Source organism: Mesoterricola sp. JemC181, from assembly GCF_055384585.1.
This window is the reverse complement of the sequence record NZ_AP045076.1, coordinates 3501171-3519212: the sequence shown is the minus strand read 5'-3', so window position 1 is coordinate 3519212 and position 18042 is coordinate 3501171. Positions and strand designations below refer to the sequence as shown.

14 protein-coding genes are annotated in these 18042 nt (G+C 68.2%); 11 read left to right on the top strand and 3 right to left on the bottom strand.

Annotation, left to right across the window (positions count from 1 at the left end; translation table 11 throughout):
• Positions 1–13 precede the first annotated feature (13 nt).
• Complete coding sequence (locus ACZ5MC_RS15535) at positions 14–4504, top strand: pilus assembly protein (protein WP_306601409.1); 4491 nt, start codon at positions 14–16, stop codon at positions 4502–4504.
• A gap of 129 nt (positions 4505–4633) precedes the next feature.
• Complete coding sequence (locus ACZ5MC_RS15530; protein ID WP_464516213.1) at positions 4634–6706, top strand: M13 family metallopeptidase; 2073 nt, start codon at positions 4634–4636, stop codon at positions 6704–6706.
• Here ACZ5MC_RS15530 and ACZ5MC_RS15525 read toward each other — a convergent pair whose 3' ends face one another.
• Positions 6707–8080, bottom strand: a complete 1374-nt coding sequence (locus ACZ5MC_RS15525; protein ID WP_464516212.1) for a Kelch repeat-containing protein — start codon at positions 8078–8080, stop codon at positions 6707–6709.
• A 271-nt stretch (positions 8081–8351) separates the two neighbouring features.
• Between ACZ5MC_RS15525 and ACZ5MC_RS15520 the strand changes: the two genes are divergently transcribed.
• Positions 8352–9089 carry an energy transducer TonB gene (locus ACZ5MC_RS15520; RefSeq protein ID WP_306601406.1) on the top strand — a complete coding sequence of 246 codons (738 nt, stop codon included), beginning with the start codon at positions 8352–8354 and terminating at the stop codon, positions 9087–9089.
• A gap of 135 nt (positions 9090–9224) precedes the next feature.
• A complete protein-coding gene (locus ACZ5MC_RS15515) occupies positions 9225–9593 on the top strand; it encodes a TonB-dependent receptor plug domain-containing protein (protein WP_464516211.1) in 369 nt (122 codons plus the stop codon).
• On the opposite strand, the gene ACZ5MC_RS15510 is transcribed toward ACZ5MC_RS15515, so the two are convergent.
• Both ACZ5MC_RS15510 and ACZ5MC_RS15505 read right to left on the bottom strand, forming a co-directional pair.
• Complete coding sequence (locus tag ACZ5MC_RS15510) at positions 9594–11672, bottom strand: adenylate/guanylate cyclase domain-containing protein (protein WP_306601404.1); 2079 nt, start codon at positions 11670–11672, stop codon at positions 9594–9596.
• A 7-nt stretch (positions 11673–11679) separates the two neighbouring features.
• Positions 11680–12144 (bottom strand): hypothetical protein, encoded by a 465-nt coding sequence (locus tag ACZ5MC_RS15505; RefSeq protein WP_306601403.1) that lies wholly within the window; start codon positions 12142–12144, stop codon positions 11680–11682.
• Between the two features lie 81 nt (positions 12145–12225).
• Between ACZ5MC_RS15505 and ACZ5MC_RS15500 the strand changes: the two genes are divergently transcribed.
• The 7 genes from ACZ5MC_RS15500 (at position 12226) to ACZ5MC_RS15470 (ending at position 17975) form a co-directional block, all read left to right on the top strand.
• Positions 12226–12762, top strand: coding sequence for a DinB family protein (locus ACZ5MC_RS15500; protein WP_306601402.1), 537 nt, complete (start codon positions 12226–12228; stop codon positions 12760–12762).
• 123 nt (positions 12763–12885) lie between these two features.
• On the top strand, positions 12886–13926 hold the full coding sequence (locus tag ACZ5MC_RS15495; RefSeq protein WP_306597910.1) for an IS630 family transposase: 1041 nt from the start codon (positions 12886–12888) through the stop codon (positions 13924–13926).
• Positions 13927–14146: 220 nt separating this feature from the next.
• Positions 14147–14554: a GxxExxY protein gene (locus ACZ5MC_RS15490; protein ID WP_464516210.1), complete on the top strand. Its 408-nt coding sequence runs from the start codon at positions 14147–14149 to the stop codon at positions 14552–14554.
• 61 nt (positions 14555–14615) lie between these two features.
• The gene (locus ACZ5MC_RS15485) at positions 14616–15458 is read left to right on the top strand and encodes a tyrosine-type recombinase/integrase (RefSeq protein WP_306598614.1); all 843 of its coding nucleotides are present in this window, start codon (positions 14616–14618) and stop codon (positions 15456–15458) included.
• Between the two features lie 3 nt (positions 15459–15461).
• Positions 15462–16586: an IS91 family transposase gene (locus ACZ5MC_RS15480; RefSeq protein ID WP_464516209.1), complete on the top strand. Its 1125-nt coding sequence runs from the start codon at positions 15462–15464 to the stop codon at positions 16584–16586.
• A gap of 486 nt (positions 16587–17072) precedes the next feature.
• Positions 17073–17300 carry a hypothetical protein gene (locus tag ACZ5MC_RS15475; protein WP_306601401.1) on the top strand — a complete coding sequence of 76 codons (228 nt, stop codon included), beginning with the start codon at positions 17073–17075 and terminating at the stop codon, positions 17298–17300.
• A gap of 21 nt (positions 17301–17321) precedes the next feature.
• Positions 17322–17975 carry a dihydrofolate reductase family protein gene (locus ACZ5MC_RS15470; RefSeq protein ID WP_306601400.1) on the top strand — a complete coding sequence of 218 codons (654 nt, stop codon included), beginning with the start codon at positions 17322–17324 and terminating at the stop codon, positions 17973–17975.
• The last annotated feature ends 67 nt before the right edge of the window (positions 17976–18042 follow it).

The window sequence follows — 18042 nt, the reverse complement described above, 5'->3', positions numbered from 1 at the left end:
CGGGAGATCCGCCATGCTTGCCAGGAACCGTTTCCTCACAGCCGCCCTGACCCTGCTCTGCCTCGCCCTGCCCGCAAGCGCCCAGGTGGAGCCCCAGCTCCTCACGCGCACGGACCTGCTGGACGTGTACAAGACCGACGCGGGCCGGAGCCAGCTCATCACGATCCTGGACTTCATGACCAGCAGCCGCGCCATCTACGAGGTGGGCACGTACTCCACCTATTCCGGGCGCGACAAGTGGGTCGACGCCGTGCCGCTCTCGGGGCTCACGGTGAAGAGGACCGGGAAGGACTACGGCTTCATCTTCCTCCTGAAGACCCCCGCCGTCCCGACGGTGGGCACCCCGGTGAACGTCTACCTCTACCAGTGGGCTCAGACGCAGACCTTCTATTCGGAAGGCGGCGCCCCGGTCGCCGGCACGCCCTACAACTTCAACGGGAGCTTCACGGGCACCGTGGTCACCTGGCAGGGCACGGCCTCGGCCACCATCGCCCAGATCACCCATGTGCGCTTCGCGCTCAGGACCGGCAGCACGACCCGCTCCATCGACCTTCCCTGCCCCTCGCAGGTGTGGAACAGCCCCTACGCCGCCTCCGCGACGGTGCCCACCGCCCCCGGCAACACCCTCGTCACCAACTACCAGAAGCGCGTCGCCGGGGGCACCACCATCCAGTACGACCCCTGGTCGGAGGCCAACAACACGGCCGTGAACCCCGCCACGGGAGGGATCCTGGCGAACATCCCCGCCGGCTATGCGGGCATGGGCAACTTCTACTATCCCCTGGACTACCTGTGCTGGATCTACGGCAGCAAGCTGATCCGCGGCACCAACGGGGTGGACTGGCGCAGCGCCCCCACCAGCGGGAACTACGCCTCCCCCGGAGGCTACGCCGTCCCCGCCACCACCGAGAACACGACGGTCCCCGATTTCGCGGCCTCCACCCCCGCGGAGGGCTGGGCCAACGGCCTGCCCGTGCTCACCCGGTACCAGGCGCAGAAGATCGCCTGCATCGACGTGCTCCTTCGCAAGGACGGCAAGTTCAACTGGATCTACCGCTACGTCGACGGCCGGGTCGACAACCCGGGCAACTCGGAGGAGGGCGGCGCCCCCACCACCTCCATCACGGCCAATCCCAGCCAGAGCGCCCTCTGGGCCGACACCACCGTCGCCAACCGGCGCTTCCTGCGAAAGCTCATTTCCGGCCTGGACGGCACGGGAGGGGGGCTGACCACCAACGGGACCAGCCTGCAGCTGATGGGGCCCTCGGGCTGGGTCCAGGCCTACGCCTCCGCCCCTGCCAGCTATGACGCCATGGACGCCGTGTCGGCCACCGGCAACAGCGCCCCCATCGGGCCCATGGATCCCCGCACCCCGCAGCCCTGGGCCTACGCCCTGGCCAACACCTACTACCGCGCCAGCATCGAAGTGAACTCCACCGTGTTCGAGGCGTCCAACGCCTCCTGCCCGGGCAAGACCTACGTCGTGATCTTCCCCACCCTGGGCCTCACGGACTCCACGGACACGGGCTCGCCCACGCGCATCTCGCAGGACGCCGCCGTGGCGTACCAGAACTACACCACCAACGGCAACTCCGGCCTGAACAAGGGCGGCACGGGGGCCTACCTCAAGGCCCCGTCCATCACGGCCCTCACGCCCACCACGGACAACTTCCACCCGGGCGTCCTGTCGGACATCGCGGCCTTCGGCGACAGCTCCAACAACTCCGGCAGCTGGGGCGCGGCCTGGGAGGTCGCTCCCGGCCGGGCGCGGTCCGCCGCCAACCCGGGCATCCAGACCATGGTGGTGAGCGTGGGCCTGCCCGGCAACCTGAACTACGATTCCGCCCACAACCAGCGCTCCTACGAGGGCGAGTTCTTCAAGATCGCCCAGTGGGCCGATCCGTCCCGCACGGACCTGGGCTACGGAGGCTGGCGCCCCAGCAAGGGGAACAACCCGGATCAGTCCAAGCTGGACGGGGGCCAGGTCTTCTACTACCCCTCCGGAAGCCCTTCGGCCCTGGAGGCCAACCTCAACGACGTGGCCAACTACATGGTCTCCGGCGCGGCCGCCCTCAGCGCCCCCGCCACGCCTACCACGGGCACCAAGACCACCACCCAGGCCTACTTCGGCATCTTCAAGACCAGCCGCAAGCCCGCCTGGACCGGCAACCTCTTCTCCGTGGGCATCAAGCGCACCCTCGACACCGTCACCAACACCGAGGTCTTCTCCTTCTACGGCAACCAGGGCGAGAGCACCATCGGGTGCGTGATGATCCTGGACACCAACGGCGACCCGGTACTGGACGCCTCGGGCAAGCCCACCTACCAGTGCGGCCTGAACAACTTCGACGACCACCACCTGTGGAGCGCCTTCGACATCTTCGGCACCTACGTCGCCGCCGACCTGCCCCTGGGCGCGACCGTCCATCCCGAGAACACGCTGTCCGGGACCCCCACCCTGTGGAGCGACCGCACCATCTGGACCCTGACGCCGGGCACGACCGCCAAGGTGCGCTTCCGGTCGAGCAACAGCGCGCTGGTGAGCACCCTGGTGACCCAGTTCGCCGCCGCGGGCCTGTTCCCCTCCACCCTCTCCACCGCCGCCGCGCGGACGGCTTCCGTGCAGGCCTTCCTCGACTACTATTGCGGCAAGGCCGCCACCGACGCCACCCGGAACCGCGTGGGCATCTTCGGTGACATCATCAACTCCGCGCCCCTGGCCATCGAACTGGGCCCCGGCAACCTGCCGACGGGCCTCACCTGGCCCGGCGGGACGGATCCCCACGCCCGCCTCCTGCTGGTGGGCACCAACCAGGGCTTCCTGCACTGCTTCATCGAGGCCGCCAACAGCAACGCCGGCGTGGTGACCGCCAGGGCCGCCGAGCTCTGGGCCTTCGTGCCGCCCGACATGCTGGGCACCATGTACGACGTCTACCTCAACCAGGACGTGGAGGACACCGTGCCCCACCGGTACCTGGTGGACGGCGATCCCGCCCTGTTCTGGGAGGACAAGCCGGTTTCCGGGCAGCTCATCGGCGACAGCCGCGTCTCCCTGGGCGCCGAGAACGCCATCGTCGTCTTCGGCATGCGCAAGGGCGCCCGCAGCTACTACGCCCTGGGCCTGTCGTCCGCCACGGACGGTTCGGTGACCCCCGAGAACTTCAAGATCCAGTGGGTCGTGGATCCCCAGCTGGCCTCCTCCAGCGACGTGGTCAAGAAGATGGCCATGAGCACCTCCGTGCCGGTGTTCACCTACGTGACCACCGACGGGACCATCAGCACCCAGAAGGCCGTGGTCTTCCTCACCGGGGGCTACGCCAACGCCCAGGTGGACAGCGCCTACCGCACCAAGGGCACCATCACGAACGCCGAGGGCATGGGCCGGTCCATCCTGGCCCTGGACGTGTTCACCGGCGCCCCCCTCAGGACCTGGGACTTCTCCGCCAGCACCGCCGTGGGATCCATCCCCGCCGGCGTGACTCCCGTGAGCATCTTCAACACCTTCCCCATAATCCAGCGGGTCTACTTCACCGACATGAAGGGCAACGTGATGGCCCTGAACTCCAACCTGAAGGCCACCGAGGCCACCTTCCGGCTGGATTCCAGCAACGTCAGCACCTGGATCACCGCCCCCCGGTTCATCTACAGCAACGCCGGCATGCGGTTCACCCAGAGGCCCGACGCGTTCCGGCTGGACGGCAACTACCCCGTGGCGGTGCCCGACAGCTCCGGAAGCAGCACCGGGACCCTCAAGCCCCTGACCGTCATGGTGAGCGCCGGGTCCGGCGACAACAACAACCCCACCGACGCGCCCGAGACGTACCCCACCAACGCGTCCGTCACCCCGCCCACCCTCAACCGGATGCTGGTCCTGGCCGACCGCCAGGACAGCCAGAACCTGGGCTACGACACCACGGGCATCCCCGACACCAGCCTCCAGCCCATCACCTACGGGTCCTGGACGACCACGTACGCCGACCCCCGGGTCACCCCCGGCGACCCCAACTACCTGTTCAAGAACAAGACGGGGTACTACTTCACTCTCAAGGACGGAGCCCTGCCCTCCGCGGTGGGCGGCGTGACCCACGACAAGGTACTGGTGAGCCCGCTGACCAAGCTGGGCACGCTCTTCTTCTCGATCTTCAACATCAACGGCAATTCCGGCTTCGGCTGCTCCTCCAACGCCTTCACCCGCACCTTCCGGGAATGCGACATCATGCGGCCCCTGGCGGTGGACACCCAGGTGCAGGCCAATTCCACCGTGGGCGACATCACGACCCTCAACAAGGGCGCCGACAACTGCTCCGGCCTGGCCTTCTACTTCAATTCCCTGAGCAGCCAGCTCGCCGACGCCGGGGACCGGGTGGTGCAGGGCGGGGCCGTGAGCGCCAAGACCGGCTCCTTCACCCAGCAGGTGGGCGCCAATACCCCCGACATCAAGTCCGTGAAGGACCAGGAGAGCAGCCGCGGGTTCCGCATGCGCACCTGGCGCGTCATCCACTGAGGTCCACAAGGCGAACATAAGGGGGCTTGATCCGGAGCGCGAGGCGTCCAGGTTATTCTGGCGCGGCCCCTAAACCTCCCGCCCTCCGCCCGGGTCGATCCTGCATCCCCTCAAGTCCCTGGAGATCCCATGCAAAGAAATGGCCTCATGGCCCAGCTCGTGGCCGGTTCCCTGATCCTGGCCAGTCCCCTGGCCGCCGCCGGTCCCGGCAGCCACCCCGCCGCCGCCACGGCCAGCCGTCCCGTCTACGGCACCTTCGGCTTCGACACCGCCGGCATGGACCGCACCGTCGCCCCCGGGGACGATTTCGGCCGGTTCGCCAGCGGCACCTACATCAGGAACCTCGCCATCCCCGCCGACCGCGCCGATTCGGGCATGTTCGCCCTCCTGCGGGACCTCAGCCAGAAGCAGACCCGGGACATCGTGGAGGCCCAGGCCCGGCTGAAGGGCGCGAAGGCGGGGTCCGAGGCCCGGAAGGTGGGGGACTTCTACGCCACCTTCATGGACGAGGCGGCCATCGAGGCCAAGGGCCTCGCGCCCCTGAAGCCCACCCTGGACGCCATCCAGGCCATCGGCGACCGCGCCCGGCTGGCGACCTACTTCGGCAAGGCCACGCGCCAGGGCATGCGCATGCCCCTGGGCCTGCGCATCGGCCAGGACATGAAGGACCCCGGCATCATGTCCGTGAGCGTGGGGCAGGGCGGCCTGGGCCTGCCGGACCGGGACTACTACCTGGACACGAAGAACCCCAAGTTCGAAGGGATCCGCGTCAAGTACGTGGCCCACATCGCCACGATGTTGCGCCTGGCGGGCTTCGGCGACGCCGAGGCGCGGGCCCGGGGGATCTTCGGCCTGGAGGCGAAGATCGCCGCCACCCACTGGACCCGGGTCCAGCAGCGCCAGCGGGAGAAGCTCTACAATCCCACCCCCGCGGCGGAGCTGGAGACGGCCTACCCCGGCGTGGGCTGGGCCTCCCTCCTGGCGGCCGCGGGCGTCCAGGACCAGAAGGTCATCATCGTCTCCAACCCCAGCGCCGTGGCCGGCGAAGGCCGGCTCATGGCCACGGAGCCCCTGGAGACCTGGAAGGACTACCTGGCCTTCCATGCCCTGGAGGGCGCCGCCCAGTGCCTGCCCAAGGCCTTCGTGGAGGAGGCCTTCGCCTTCCACGGCAAGGTCCTGGCGGGCCAGCCCGAGGACCAGCCCCGGTGGAAGCGCGGCGTGGACATGACCAGCCGGGTGCTCGGCGAGGCCGTGGGCAAGCTTTACGTGGCCAAGTATTTCCCCCCCGAGGCCAAGCGCCAGATGGACGTGCTGGTCAGGAACGTCATCCAGGCCATGGACCAGCGCCTGGCCGACCTCGCCTGGATGGACCCCGCGACCAAGGCCGAGGCCCGGGCCAAGCTGGCCCGCTTCACGCCCAAGATCGGCTACCCCGACACGTGGCGCGACTACTCCGCGCTGGAGATCCGCCGCGGGGACGCCCTGGGCAACCTGCGCCGGGCCGCCGAGTTCCAGTACCAGCGCCAGCTGGACAAGATCGGCAAGCCCATCGACCGCTCCGAGTGGAACATGACGCCCATGACGGTGAACGCCTACGCCAACCCCGCCTGGAACGAGATCGTCTTCCCCGCCGCCATCCTGCAGGCGCCCTTCTTCGACCCCAAGGCCGACCCCGCGGTGAACTACGGCGGCATCGGCGTCGTCATCGGCCACGAGATCAGCCACCACTTCGACGACCAGGGCCGCAAGTACGACAAGGACGGCAAGCTCTCCGACTGGTGGACGCCCGAGGACGTCAAGCGCTTCACCGCCCTCACGGACAAGGTGGTCCGGCAGTACGCCGCCTACGAGCCCCTTCCGGGCACCCACGTGAACGGAGAGCTGACCCTGGGCGAGAACATGGCCGACCTGGCCGGCATCAACGTGGCCTTCGACGCCTACCACGCGTCCCTGCAGGGCAAGCCCGCCAAGGTGCTCGGCGGCTTCACCGGCGACCAGCGCTTCTTCCTGGGGTTCGCCCAGGTGTGGCGGAGCAAGTACCGCGACGAGGCCCTCCTCAACCGCGTGACCACCGACCCCCACACCCCCGGCTTCCTGCGGCCCAACGTGGCGCGCAACCTGGACGCGTGGTACCAGGCCTTCGGGGTCAAGGAAGGCCAGAAGCTCTACCTGGCCCCCCCGGACCGCCTCAAGGTCTGGTAGCTAGTCGAACACCTCCACGATGCGGATCGCCCCGCCCCCCTCCGACCCCCCCAGCAGCACCACGTGGCCGGAGGCGAGGCGGGCGGCCGCATGGCGGTACCGGGTGGTGACCGCGGACATCGCCAGCCGGCTCTGCCCGGTGCCGGGATCGAAGGCCTCCACCGTGGCCGTGGCCATGGAATTCTCGCCGGAGGAGGCGTAGGTCAGCCCACCCGCCAGCAGCACCTTCCCGTCCCCCAGGAGGGTGGCCGTATGGCTGGCGCGGGGGCGAAGCATCGTGCCGAGGGTCTGGAACCGGTTGGCGGCGGGGTCGTACACCTCCACGAGGGAGGAGACGTCGGTGCCCTCGAGGTCGGGGGTCGTGCCGCCCGCGATGAGGACCCGGCCGTCGGGCAGCAGGGTGGCGGTGTGGTTGAAGCGGGCCTGGGCAGGCGCGCCCGCGGGGGAGAAGGTGCCGGTGGCGGGGTCGTAGAGCTCGGCGTTGCGCCAGGTCCTCTGGCCGCAGGTGTAGGCGCAGGTGCTGTCCCGCCCTCCCACGACCAGGACCCGGCCGTCCTGGAGGGTCGTGGCCGTGTGGCCCGCGCGGGGCAGGGCCATGGCTCCCGTGGCCGCGAACCGCTTCTGGACCGGGTCGAACACCTCGGCGGCCGGGAGGGCGGAGACATCGGAACCGGGGAGCGGCAGGCCGCCCGTGACCAGGATGCGCCCGTCGGCCAGGGGGGCCGCGCCGTGGTCAAAGCGCGGGGTCAGCATCCCGGCGTCGAGGGTGGAGAAGGCGCCGTCCTGGTAGACCATCGCGGAAGCCAGGGCCACCATCCGGCTCTGGGCGGCTTCGACCCCCAGGCCGCCCAGGAAGAGCCAGCCCCCTCCGGGCAGGGGCGAGGCCGTGTGGCTCCAGCGCTTGCCGCCCGTTTCGCCCGCGGACTGGAAGGTCTGGCTGGCCGGGATGAACCGCTCCGCCAGGCTGGACTCCACCCCGCCCACCACCAGGACGCTGCCGTCGGCCAGAAGGGAGGCCGTGTGGTTGACCCGGCTGACCAGCAGGTCCGTCCGGCGCTGCAGGTCGACCCAGAAGCCTTCCACGGTCAGGGCCGCCTGGGCGACGGACCCGCCCGCGGCCCGGGCCCGGACGTGGTAGACGCCCGGGGCGTCCGGGGCGACGTAGCGTCCGGCCGCGTCCACGGTGCCGCCCCCGGGTTCCACGACCTCGTAGACCGCCGGAATGGGGTGGCCCTGGACGTCGGTTGCGGTGACCCGGGTCTCGCCCTTGACCTTGAGGGTCGACGCGTCGATCCGCAGCTGGGCGGCCGGGGCCGGCGCCGGGCTCGATCCGGAGCCCCCCCCGCAGGCCGCGAGGGCGAGCATGGCGGCCATGGGGGCGGCCATCCTGGCCAAGGCCGGGAGGTTGGTGAAACACTTCAAATTTTCAATTTGTAACGCTTCTTTCAAAGCTGCCTCCCGGGTGTTCTGGAATCCAGCCCTGTTCTACGACCTTCCCGCGGAAGCCGTTGAGTCCCTTTTTTTGCAAAATACAGGCCTGGCCGGGAACATCCACAAGAAGTGCAATCATTTCAAGCGTAGCTCAGGATAATTCCGCCATAAAAAAGTACTATGAGACTCAATCTCATTATTATATTCTTAACCCATGGGTCGCCAATGTTCCAACTTCCTCCTGCCTCCGCCTGATCTGGGCGGCCTGCCCAAGGGGCGGCCCCTGAGTGCCCTCCTCCTGTCGCTGCCGTTCTACGCCCTGGTGGCGGGCGCCCTGGCGGTCCTCTCCGTGCGGCCGGGGGAAGCGGCCGTGAGGCCGACCATCGCCATCTCCCTGGAGGAGGCCCTGCCCATGGCCGCCCCGCCGCCACCCCCGCCCGCAGGGGGCGGCGCCCCCACGGCGGTCCGGGCCACCCCCCCTCAACCCGCCGAGGAGGAGGTGCCGGTCGTGGCGCCTACCCATCTGCCCACGGCGCCTGCCCCAGCGGTCTCTGGTCCGGTTGGTTCCGGGGGACCTTCCGGAGTGCCCGGCGGCACGCCAGCCGGCGCGCCGGCTGGCGTGCCGGGAGGACAGGTGGGCGGAACTCCGGGCGGACAGCTTGACGGCGTCCTGCCCCCGGTCTTCGATGCGGCCTACCTGCAGAACCCAGCCCCGGACTATCCGCCGCTCTCCCGCCGCCTGCGGGAGGAGGGGCGCCTGGTGCTCCGGGTCCGGGTGGGGGTGGACGGCCGGGCCGAGGACATCGAGGTCCGCACCAGCACCGGCCATCCCCGCCTTGACCAGACGGGTATCCAGACCGTCCGCCGCTGGCGCTTCGTGCCCGCACGGCGCGGCGCCGACAAGGTGCCTGCCTGGGTGCTCATTCCCATCACCTTCAACCTGGACGCCTAGGCGTCCCCAACCCCCCCTTTGCCGGGGCGCCCCGGGCGCCCCCAGGAGTCCCATGTCCGCTCGAACCTTGTCCCTCGCCCTCCTGGCGCTGCCCCTGCTGTCCCAGGCCCCCCGCAGGAGGCCTCCCTCCCCGAAGTGAAGGTGCGCGGCCGCGCCGCCAAGGAGGACCCCAAGGCCCCCGTGGCGGGGTACGTGGCCACCCGCACCGCCGCCACGAAGCTGGACCTGCCCCTGGCCGAGACGCCCCAGGCCATCACCGTCATCACGGCCGACCAGATCCGGGAGCAGGGCGCCCGCACCATGCAGGAGATCCTCCGCTACGCGCCGGGCGTGAACGCCGACGTGTACGGCCTGGACAACCGCGGCGACTGGTTCCTCCTGCGGGGAGGCAGCCAGGGCTCGACGCTGCTGGACGGGCTTCGGCGGCCCCTCAGCGGGTGGTACGGCATCGTGCGGGACGAGCCCTTCGCCTTCGAGCGGGTGCGGCTGGCGTCGCCCACCTGACTACTTCTCGTGGTGCTCGAAGACCCCGTTCCATCCGGGCCCGGGCGGATCGGAGAGGTAGTGCCGGCACCGCTCCGCCAGGAGGCGGCCGGGGCCGTCGCCTTCGTCCAGCAGGGCCAGGGCCTCCCCCCAGCGCCCGGCCTGGTAGCGGGCGAAGGCCTCCCCGAAGCGCGAGGCGGCGGCCACCTGCTCCGGGGTGGCCTCGGCCCTGAGGGCGATGAGCTCGTGGAGCCCGATGGGAACCTGCTTGCCCTTCACGGTGACCCGGTCCACGGGCCGCGTGAGGATGGCGCTTCCGGCCGCGGCCACCGTGGCCTCGCTCACGAGGATGCGGGTGCCGTAGACCTTGTTCAGGCCCTCCAGGCGGCTGGCGAGGTTCACGTTGTCGCCGATGGTGGTGTAGTTCATGCGGGCGTCGTACCCGATGTTGCCCACCACGGCCGTGCCGGTGTGGATGCCGATGCGGGTGTGGAAGGCGATGCCGGCCCAGGCCGCGTTCAGCTCCCGGATGCGGTCCTGGGCCCTCAGGGCGCTGGCGCAGGCCCGCAGGGCGTGGTCGGCCACGGGGTTGGGGGCGTTCCAGAAGCCCATGACGGAGTCCCCGATGAACTTGTCCACGGTGCCGCCGTGCTCGATGAGGATCCGGGTGACGGCCTCGAAGTAGGCGCCCAGCTTGGCCACCAGCTCCTCCGGGTCCACCTGCTCGGAGATGCTGGTGAAGTCCTTGATGTCGGAGAAGAAGAAGGTGAGCTCGCGCTTCTCGACGCCGATCACGGCCTCCCTGCCCAGGCGCATGAGGCCGAGCACCACGTCGGAGGGCACGTACTTCTTGAAGCTGCGCAGGCCGTTGCGCATGTTCCGGATGGACTGGCCGATCTGCACCACCTCGAGGATGGAGGTGGGGATCTCCGGCGCGTCCCCCAGGTCCAGGAGGCGGATGCGGTCCACTTCGCCCACGAGTTCGCCCAGGGGCCGCGCGATGGCCCGGGAGATGGCGAAGGCCAGCACGAGGCTGAGCCCGACGAAAAGCAGGGTGATCCCCGCCGTGAGGCGCAGGCTGTGCTTGATGCTGCCCAGGATCTCCTCCTCGGGCACCACCACGCCGATAGTGAAGTGGTAGACCGGCTCGGGCCGGAAGGAGGCCAGCATCCGGCGCCCGGAAGGGTCCCTGAAGGCCAGGAAGTCCCAGCCCTTCATGGCGGGCGCCGTCCGGCGGGCCAGCACCGCCTCCCGCACGGCGGGATCGGCCAGCTCGCCGATCTCCCGCAGGCCGTATTCCATCCGGCCATCCCTGGGGGTGGCCTTGATGATCAGGCCCAGGTCATGCCCGGCGCCCATGGGCATGGCCACCACGTGGTCGGCCGCGTCGATGATGAAGGCCTTGCCCGTCCGGCCCACCCGCAGGCCTTCCAGGAAGCTCGAGATGCCCGCGATGTTGAGGTCGATGGCGGTGACGCAGAGCAGGCCGCCCTTTTCGTCGTACACCGGATTGACGTTGGAGTAGTTCAGGCCCGCGCGGGTGCCGTAGACGTCCGTCCACGTGAGCTTGCCGGCCTCGAGGCCGGCCTTGTACCAGGGCCGGAGGCGGGGGTCGTACCCCGTGTCCAGGCCCGTGCGGGTGTCGGGGTAGTCCTTGGCGTAGGCCGGGTTGGCGTGGTGCCAGACGCTGACGACCTCGCGGGCGGACCGGTGCACGAGGCGGCGGGAGATGGTCCCGTCGGGCATGGTGCGGGCCTGGTACTTGTGCCCCGAGGGCAACCCCACGTCGATGACGGTGAGGGAGGGGTTCACGGCCAGGGCGTCCACGAGGAAGCCCGTGAAGGAGGCCTCCCGGGCGGGGTCCAGGTTCCCGGTGCGGATCAGGGAGGCCAGGAGGAGGTTCAGGCGCTCCGCCCCCGCCAGCCGGGACTCGAGCTTGTCGCTGACGGAACGGGAGAGGCGCCCCATGGCCTGGCGGGTGGTTAGGTAGAGCGCCTGGCGGGTGCCGAACCAGAGGGCCGTGGCCACCGAGGCCGCGGCGAGCAGGATCAGCCCGGAGACCAGGGTGGAGATCGCGACCTTGAGCGAGTAGCGCTTCATGGGACGTTCAGGCGAACGGCTTGCGGGGCGGGGCCTGGTCCGCCCCCACCCGGCCGGTGGCGATCTCGGCGGCGTAGTAACTCTCCCCGGCAAGCGGGCACCCCGCCATGCGCCGGAGCATCGCCAGCTGGCCCACGTGGGTCAGGGCGTCCGCCAGGGGGCCGTGCACCAGGCGCTCCCAGTCGGTGACCGCCGGACCTGAGGCCAGCCGTTCGTCCAGCCTCTCCAGGGCCGCGTGGAAGCGGGCCGATTCGATGTCCCAGGCTTCCGGCACGGCCACCTGCCACCGCCTCTCGCCGATGACCATGGAGTGGGTCCAGTCCAGGAGGTCGCTGATGTGAGAGAGGATGGCCAGGGGGGTCTTGCCGCCGCCCTCGAACCCGGCGAAGGCGGGAGGGGCGCCGCGGAGGCATTTGCCACCCCGGTAGGCAAGGGTGGCGAGCAGGTGACGGAGGAATTCGCGCGGGTCCACGGGAGTCTCCATGAGGCGACAAGGTTACCACCCGGAAGCGGGGGAGCGGGATATCATGGCGGCTTCAGGGAGGAGGTACCCATGGTCGCCATTCCCAGACCCGCCCCCGGGGAGATCCCCGCCAGCTACGCCGGGTATGCCGCCCAGGTTCCCGAGGGGGACCTGGATGTCCTTCTGGAGCGCCAGGAAAGGCAGCTGGCCGAACTGCTGGCCGCGATCCCCGAAGAGCGCGGCGCCTTCCGCTATGCGCCGGGGAAGTGGAGCATCAAGGACCTGGTGGGGCACCTCGCCGACACCGAGCGGATCATGAGCTACCGCCTGCTCTGCGTCGCCCGGGAGGAGAGGACGCCCCTGCCCGGGTTCGAGGAGGACGACTACGCCCGGGCGGCGCGGGCCGACGCCCGCCCGCTGGCGGAGCTCGCCGCGGACTTCGTGGCGGTGCGCCGGGCCACCCTCACCCTGGTGCGGGGCCTGGCGCCCGAGGCCTGGACCCGCCAGGGCACCGTCAACGGCAAGACGGTCGCCGCCAGCCACCTGGGCCTCGTCATCGCCGGCCACGCCGCCCATCACCTGGAGGTGCTCCAGGAGCGCTACCTGGGAGGGGGCGGCCTCTCCTAGTGTAGGCCGCCAGAAATACCTGTAACGCCAATACAGCTCGTCGCATCCAAGCGGCAGGTGAGAACTTTGGCGCAAGTGGGGCGAGTTGATCTAACTGTGGAGCAATTCAGACGCCTTGAGGAAATGGCGCGGAGCCGGACCTTGCCTGCGCGCAGCGTCCTGCGGGCCAAGATTGTTCTTCATCGAGCTTCTGGCGAGTCCTTTCGTGACATCGGCCAGGCTTTGGGCTGTGATCATCGGACTGCTTGGCAATGCCTCAAGCGATGGGAGGAAGCGGGCTTCGATGGCCTCGAGAGGGAACGCCCAGGTCGAGGCCGGAAGTCTTGGGTGATTGCTTTGAAGGGGCAAGAGGTGCTCCATAAGACGACGCAGGAACAGCCCGTCAATGCCACGCACTGGAGCCGGGCCTCCATGGCGCAGGCCACCGGGGTGAGCGAGAGCACGGTGGGACGCATTTGGCGTCAGAATGGCCTCAAGCCGCACCGCACCGTTGGTTTCAAGTTAAGCAACGATCCTCATTTCGAAGAGAAGTTGGTGGACATCGTGGCCCTGTATCTGGACCCTCCGGAGCATGCCATCGTGCTGAGCGTAGATGAGAAGAGCCAGATTCAGGCCCTGGACCGGACTCAGCCTGGCCTACCGATGAAGAAGGGTCGCTGCGGCACCATGACGCACGACTACAAGCGCAATGGAACGACCACCCTCTTTGCGGCCATGAACACGCTGGATGGTACGGTCATCTCGGCCACGATGCCACGTCATCGCCATGAGGAGTGGCTGAAGTTCCTCAAGCGGCTTGAGCGGGGTACGTCGAAGCGACTCGCTCTGCACATCATTTGCGACAACTACGCCACCCACAAACATCCGGCGGTCAAAAGCTGGTTGAAAGGCCATTCGAGGGTCCACGTTCACTTCACCCCCACCAGTTCATCGTGGTTGAACATGGTGGAGCGATTTTTCCGGGACATCACGGAGAACCGCATCCGAAGGGGTATTTTCAGATCCGTCCCGGAACTCGAAGCAGCGATCCACACCTATATCGCGAGACACAATGCCGCTCCGAAACCATTTGTTTGGACCGCGTCCGCGAACGATATCCTCGCCAAGGTGACACGAGCACGGCAGGCCCTCGCGGCCATTCGGACGGCCTCTGCCAAGGGTTGACGGCGAACCTGCCTTTTTCTTTTCCTCGGTATCCTCGGCCTCCTCGGCGCCTCGGCGATGGTTTTCTCAAGTATCAGTCGGCGCAAAGATTACATGCGCCGAAGCACCCGTCGAAAAGCCCATCGCCGAGGCGCCGAGGAGGCCGAGGATACCGAGGAAAGAATTCTGGCCTGAACGTCCCGGCGTGATTGAGCGCACTCCTGACCCGAAGGAGGAAGTCATGGGTCGGCATTGGGGCGAAGATTGGGGCGACAACTATCCCCATCGAGATATCACCGAAGCCATCATCCTCGCTGCCATCAGGGTGCAGATAGTTCTGGGGCCTGGACTCCTGGAAAATGCCTACAAGGCTTGCCTCGCCCATGAACTCAGGTTGGCCGGACACGAGGCCCTACGCGAGGTTCACCTCGACATCACCTACAAGGAATTGTGCGTCGAGAATGCCTACATCATGGATATCGTGGTGGACCACAAGGTGGTCGTCGAGGCGAAGGCCATTGCGAAGTTTTCGGATGCCGACTTCGCCCAACTGAATAGTTGCCTCCACTTGAACGAAGCCGCTTCGCGGCAGGGTGAAAAACGCCCGTCCAGTCCGGTCGCTCACCGGGGGACTTGCGGAAGTATATAAAAGCAGGCTCCTTGGTTATGGCGGTGTGTCAGCACCGTCCCCATAACCAAGGAGGAACTGCATGCGTGCAGATAGTGTATCTCTGTCCAGATTTTCCGGCGATCTCCGAATGGCGGGCCGGGCGGAAAGAACCATCGAGTTGTATGTCGCTTCGGCCCGGCGTTTCGAGGAGTTCCTCGGCCAGGACCTGCCGGATGCGAGCCAGGAGGCGATTCGGCGCTGGGTTGACCATCTCCGCGGCCAGGCGGTCGGGGCGTCCCGGCTTGGGCAGCATTACTCGGCCCTGAAATTTCTCTATTCAAGGACACTGGGCCAGCCGGAGAAGGTGGCCTGGATCACCATCCCCAAGGCCAAGGCGCACCTGCCCTCGATCCTCGGCCGGCCTGAGATCCAGCGGCTCCTGGACGGGTTCACGACCGCCAAGTACCGCATGTTCTTCACCCTGATCTATGCCACCGGCTTGCGTATCAATGAGGCCAGCCTGCTGGAAACCCGTGATATTGATGCCATGCAGAAGGTCATCCATGTCCGCCATGGCAAGGGTGGCAAGGAGCGGATGGTGCCCATGGACGGCAAGCTCTACGGGTTGCTGCGGACCTACTACAAGCACGAGCAGCCGCCGAAACCCTGGTTGTTCGCCTCCAAGTTGGGCAACCCCATCTGCCCTGAGACGGCGCGCCGGGCCCTGTTGTGCGCGGCAGCCGCCTCCGGCATCGGCAAGATCGTGGGTCCGCACATGCTCCGCCACGCCTTCGCCACCCATCTGCTGGAGAACGGGGAGGACCTGCGCCGGATCCAGGTTGTCCTGGGCCACGGCAGCATCCGGTCCACTCAGATCTACACCCAGGTCGCACCAAGCCAGGTTGCTGCCATCCGCAGCCCGTTGGAAGACCTGCCGGATTGAGGCGTGGGGCCCCGGCCCCGGTTCGACATCGGCGAGATCGTCCGCAGGCACCGCCCCGCCCTGGAGGCCAGGCATCACCTTGCCCCGGGACAGAAGAAGGTGCTGACCGCGATCAGTCGTTGCCGCACCGCCGCCCTCGGCGGCCACAAGCTGGTCTGCGAGCACGGCGACTATGAGCGGATCGCCTACAACTCCTGCCGGGACCGGCACTGCCCGAAGTGCCAGGCCCTGGCCCAGGAGAAGTGGATCGCCGCGCGCAGTCGACGGATCCTGGCCATTGGCCACTTCCACGTGGTGTTCACCCTGCCGGCTGAACTGCGGGCTCTGGCCCGGCTCCACCCGGCCGAGGTCTACCAAGCCATGCTGCGCGCCGTGGCCGATACGCTTCTGGAGCTGGGCAGGACCCGCAAGGGCCTGACCTTTGGCCTGACTCTGATCCTGCATACCTGGACCCGGGAACTGGCCTTCCACCCCCATGTCCACGCGCTGGTCAGCACCGGCGGCCTGAGCCTGGATGGCGGCCGTTTCATCCGGCTCAAGCACCGCTACCTGTTTCCCCTGAAGATGCTGGGCGACGTGTTCCGCGGCAAGGTCCTGGCCGCCCTGGGGGCCGCCCGGGATGGGGGCAAGTTCCCGGAACGTACCGTGGCCGCCTACGCCCAGTTGATCGCACAGGTGAAAGAGAAGCGCTGGATCGCCTACGTCAAGAAGCCGTTCCGCAAGTCCGGCCACGTGCTCCATTACCTCGGGCGCTATACCCACCGGGTGGGCATCGCCAATTCCCGGTTGGTGGATGTCACGGACGACCAGGTGACCTTTCGCACCAAGCACGGCCTCACCGCGACCCTGGAGCCGCCGGAATTCCTCCACCGCCTGGTCCAGCACGTCCTCCCCCCGGGCTTCCGAAAAATCCGCCACGCCGGCCTCTACGCCGCCGCCCAGCCCGGAGGTCTGTTGGACCAGGCCCGGCAGGCCCTGGGCGAGACCAAGGTCAAGGCAACTCCATCCCCGGTGACATGGCTGGAGCAAGAGATGCGCGCCTGCCCTGTCTGCGGCGGCATGCTCCACCGGGTCCGCCTGGATCCCACCGCCCCCCGGGCACCTCCCGAAGTTGACGCCCCATGCTGACCGTCCCCACAACGACCAGGCTTTCTCGCGCCGCAACCTGCCACCACGGTGGGCTGGAGAGGGTCTGCTCATGGACAGGAGCGGAACCATCGCGGCCAGAACAGAGCGTGAAATCGAAGGTCAGGGAGACGATGGCCAAGGCGTTTCCACCATCCTCAGGCGGCCTGCCAAGCTCGATTTGCCCATAGCAGCCCAGTCGCGCCGGCCCCTGCCGCTCCGGGCTTGTTCAAGACCGTAAATCGGGTTGCGCGTCATCGCACCGACCCAGCCGAAGGCCTGGGTTCCGCGAACCCGATTTACTGACTATTTGCAAATTTCGAAGTGGGCCTGCTGATCAATTTTCATAACTGGCCCCTCAAGGACGGGGGCACCAAGCGACTCGTCAACACCAAGCCCTGAACTGGACCCGAGGCGAAGGGGGGGGACAAGGTGTTACCTGTTCTTCTGGCGGCCTACACTAGTGTAGATTGGACGTCAGGAGCACGCATGGCCACCCGACGCCCCCCCACCCCCGAGCCGGCGAAATCGCCCTTCGCCTACCCCTGGGTCAACCTCGGGCTCTGCGCCGTGTGCGTCTACGCCGGCATCCTCGCCGCCATGGTGTGCATGACGGCCAAGGACAAGACCGCCTACTTCTTCGCGGCGGCCTTCTCCTTCATCGGGGCCTTCCGGCTTTTCCAGAACTACCTTAAGATCCGGAAGCCCAGAGGCTAGAAGGCCCTGGCGGAGGTGTCCATGCCGAAGCTGCGGGTGCAGTGCTTCTCGATGTCCATCGACGGTTTCGGCGCCGGGCCGGACCAGAGCCTGGACCAGCCGATGGGGGTGGGCGGCATGGCCCTGCACGGGTGGTTCATGGACACCCCGACCTTCCGGCGCATGACTGGGCAGCCGGGGGGAACGCCGGGCCCGGACGAGGACTTCGCGGCCCGGGGATTCCGGGGCATCGGGGCGTGGATCCTGGGCCGGAACATGTTCGGGCCCGTGCGGGGACCCTGGCCCGACGGTTCCTGGAAGGGCTGGTGGGGGGACGAGCCGCCCTACCACACCGACGTGTTCGTCCTGACCCACCATCCCCGGGAGGCCCTGCCCATGGCCGGGGGGACGGTCTTCCACTTCGTGACCGGCGGCATCCACGAGGCGCTGGAGCGGGCCTTCGCGGCCGCCGGGGGGCAGGATGTGCGGCTGGGGGGCGGGGCCGCGACGATCCGGCAGTACCTGGCCGCGGGGCTGGTGGATGAGCTTCACCTGGCCATCTCGCCGGTGCTGCTGGGGTCCGGGGAGCCGCTGCTGGCCGGCCTGGATCTGCCGGTGCTGGGGTACCGCTGCGTCGAGCAGGTGGCCACGCCGAAGGCCATGCACGTGGTGCTCGCCCGGGATGGGGACCGGTAGGCCCTTGGCATGAATTTGAATTCGATGTGGTAACAACACCAAGGCTCGTCGCCGGAGATTGGCGGGT

Bases quoted from the DNA above. Each gene is read 5' to 3' on its own strand.
- ACZ5MC_RS15535 (WP_306601409.1), top strand. From the start codon at position 14: ATGCTTGCCAGGAACCGTTTCCTCACAGCCGCCCTGACCCTGCTCTGC.
- ACZ5MC_RS15530 (WP_464516213.1), top strand. From the start codon at position 4,634: ATGCAAAGAAATGGCCTCATGGCCCAGCTCGTGGCCGGTTCCCTGATC.
- ACZ5MC_RS15525 (WP_464516212.1), bottom strand. From the start codon at position 8,080: ATGGCCGCCATGCTCGCCCTCGCGGCCTGCGGGGGGGGCTCCGGATCG.
- ACZ5MC_RS15520 (WP_306601406.1), top strand. From the start codon at position 8,352: ATGGGTCGCCAATGTTCCAACTTCCTCCTGCCTCCGCCTGATCTGGGC.
- ACZ5MC_RS15510 (WP_306601404.1), bottom strand. From the start codon at position 11,672: ATGAAGCGCTACTCGCTCAAGGTCGCGATCTCCACCCTGGTCTCCGGG.
- ACZ5MC_RS15500 (WP_306601402.1), top strand. From the start codon at position 12,226: ATGGTCGCCATTCCCAGACCCGCCCCCGGGGAGATCCCCGCCAGCTAC.
- ACZ5MC_RS15495 (WP_306597910.1), top strand. From the start codon at position 12,886: ATGGCGCGGAGCCGGACCTTGCCTGCGCGCAGCGTCCTGCGGGCCAAG.
- ACZ5MC_RS15490 (WP_464516210.1), top strand. From the start codon at position 14,147: ATGGGTCGGCATTGGGGCGAAGATTGGGGCGACAACTATCCCCATCGA.
- ACZ5MC_RS15485 (WP_306598614.1), top strand. From the start codon at position 14,616: ATGCGTGCAGATAGTGTATCTCTGTCCAGATTTTCCGGCGATCTCCGA.
- ACZ5MC_RS15475 (WP_306601401.1), top strand. From the start codon at position 17,073: ATGGCCACCCGACGCCCCCCCACCCCCGAGCCGGCGAAATCGCCCTTC.
- ACZ5MC_RS15470 (WP_306601400.1), top strand. From the start codon at position 17,322: ATGCCGAAGCTGCGGGTGCAGTGCTTCTCGATGTCCATCGACGGTTTC.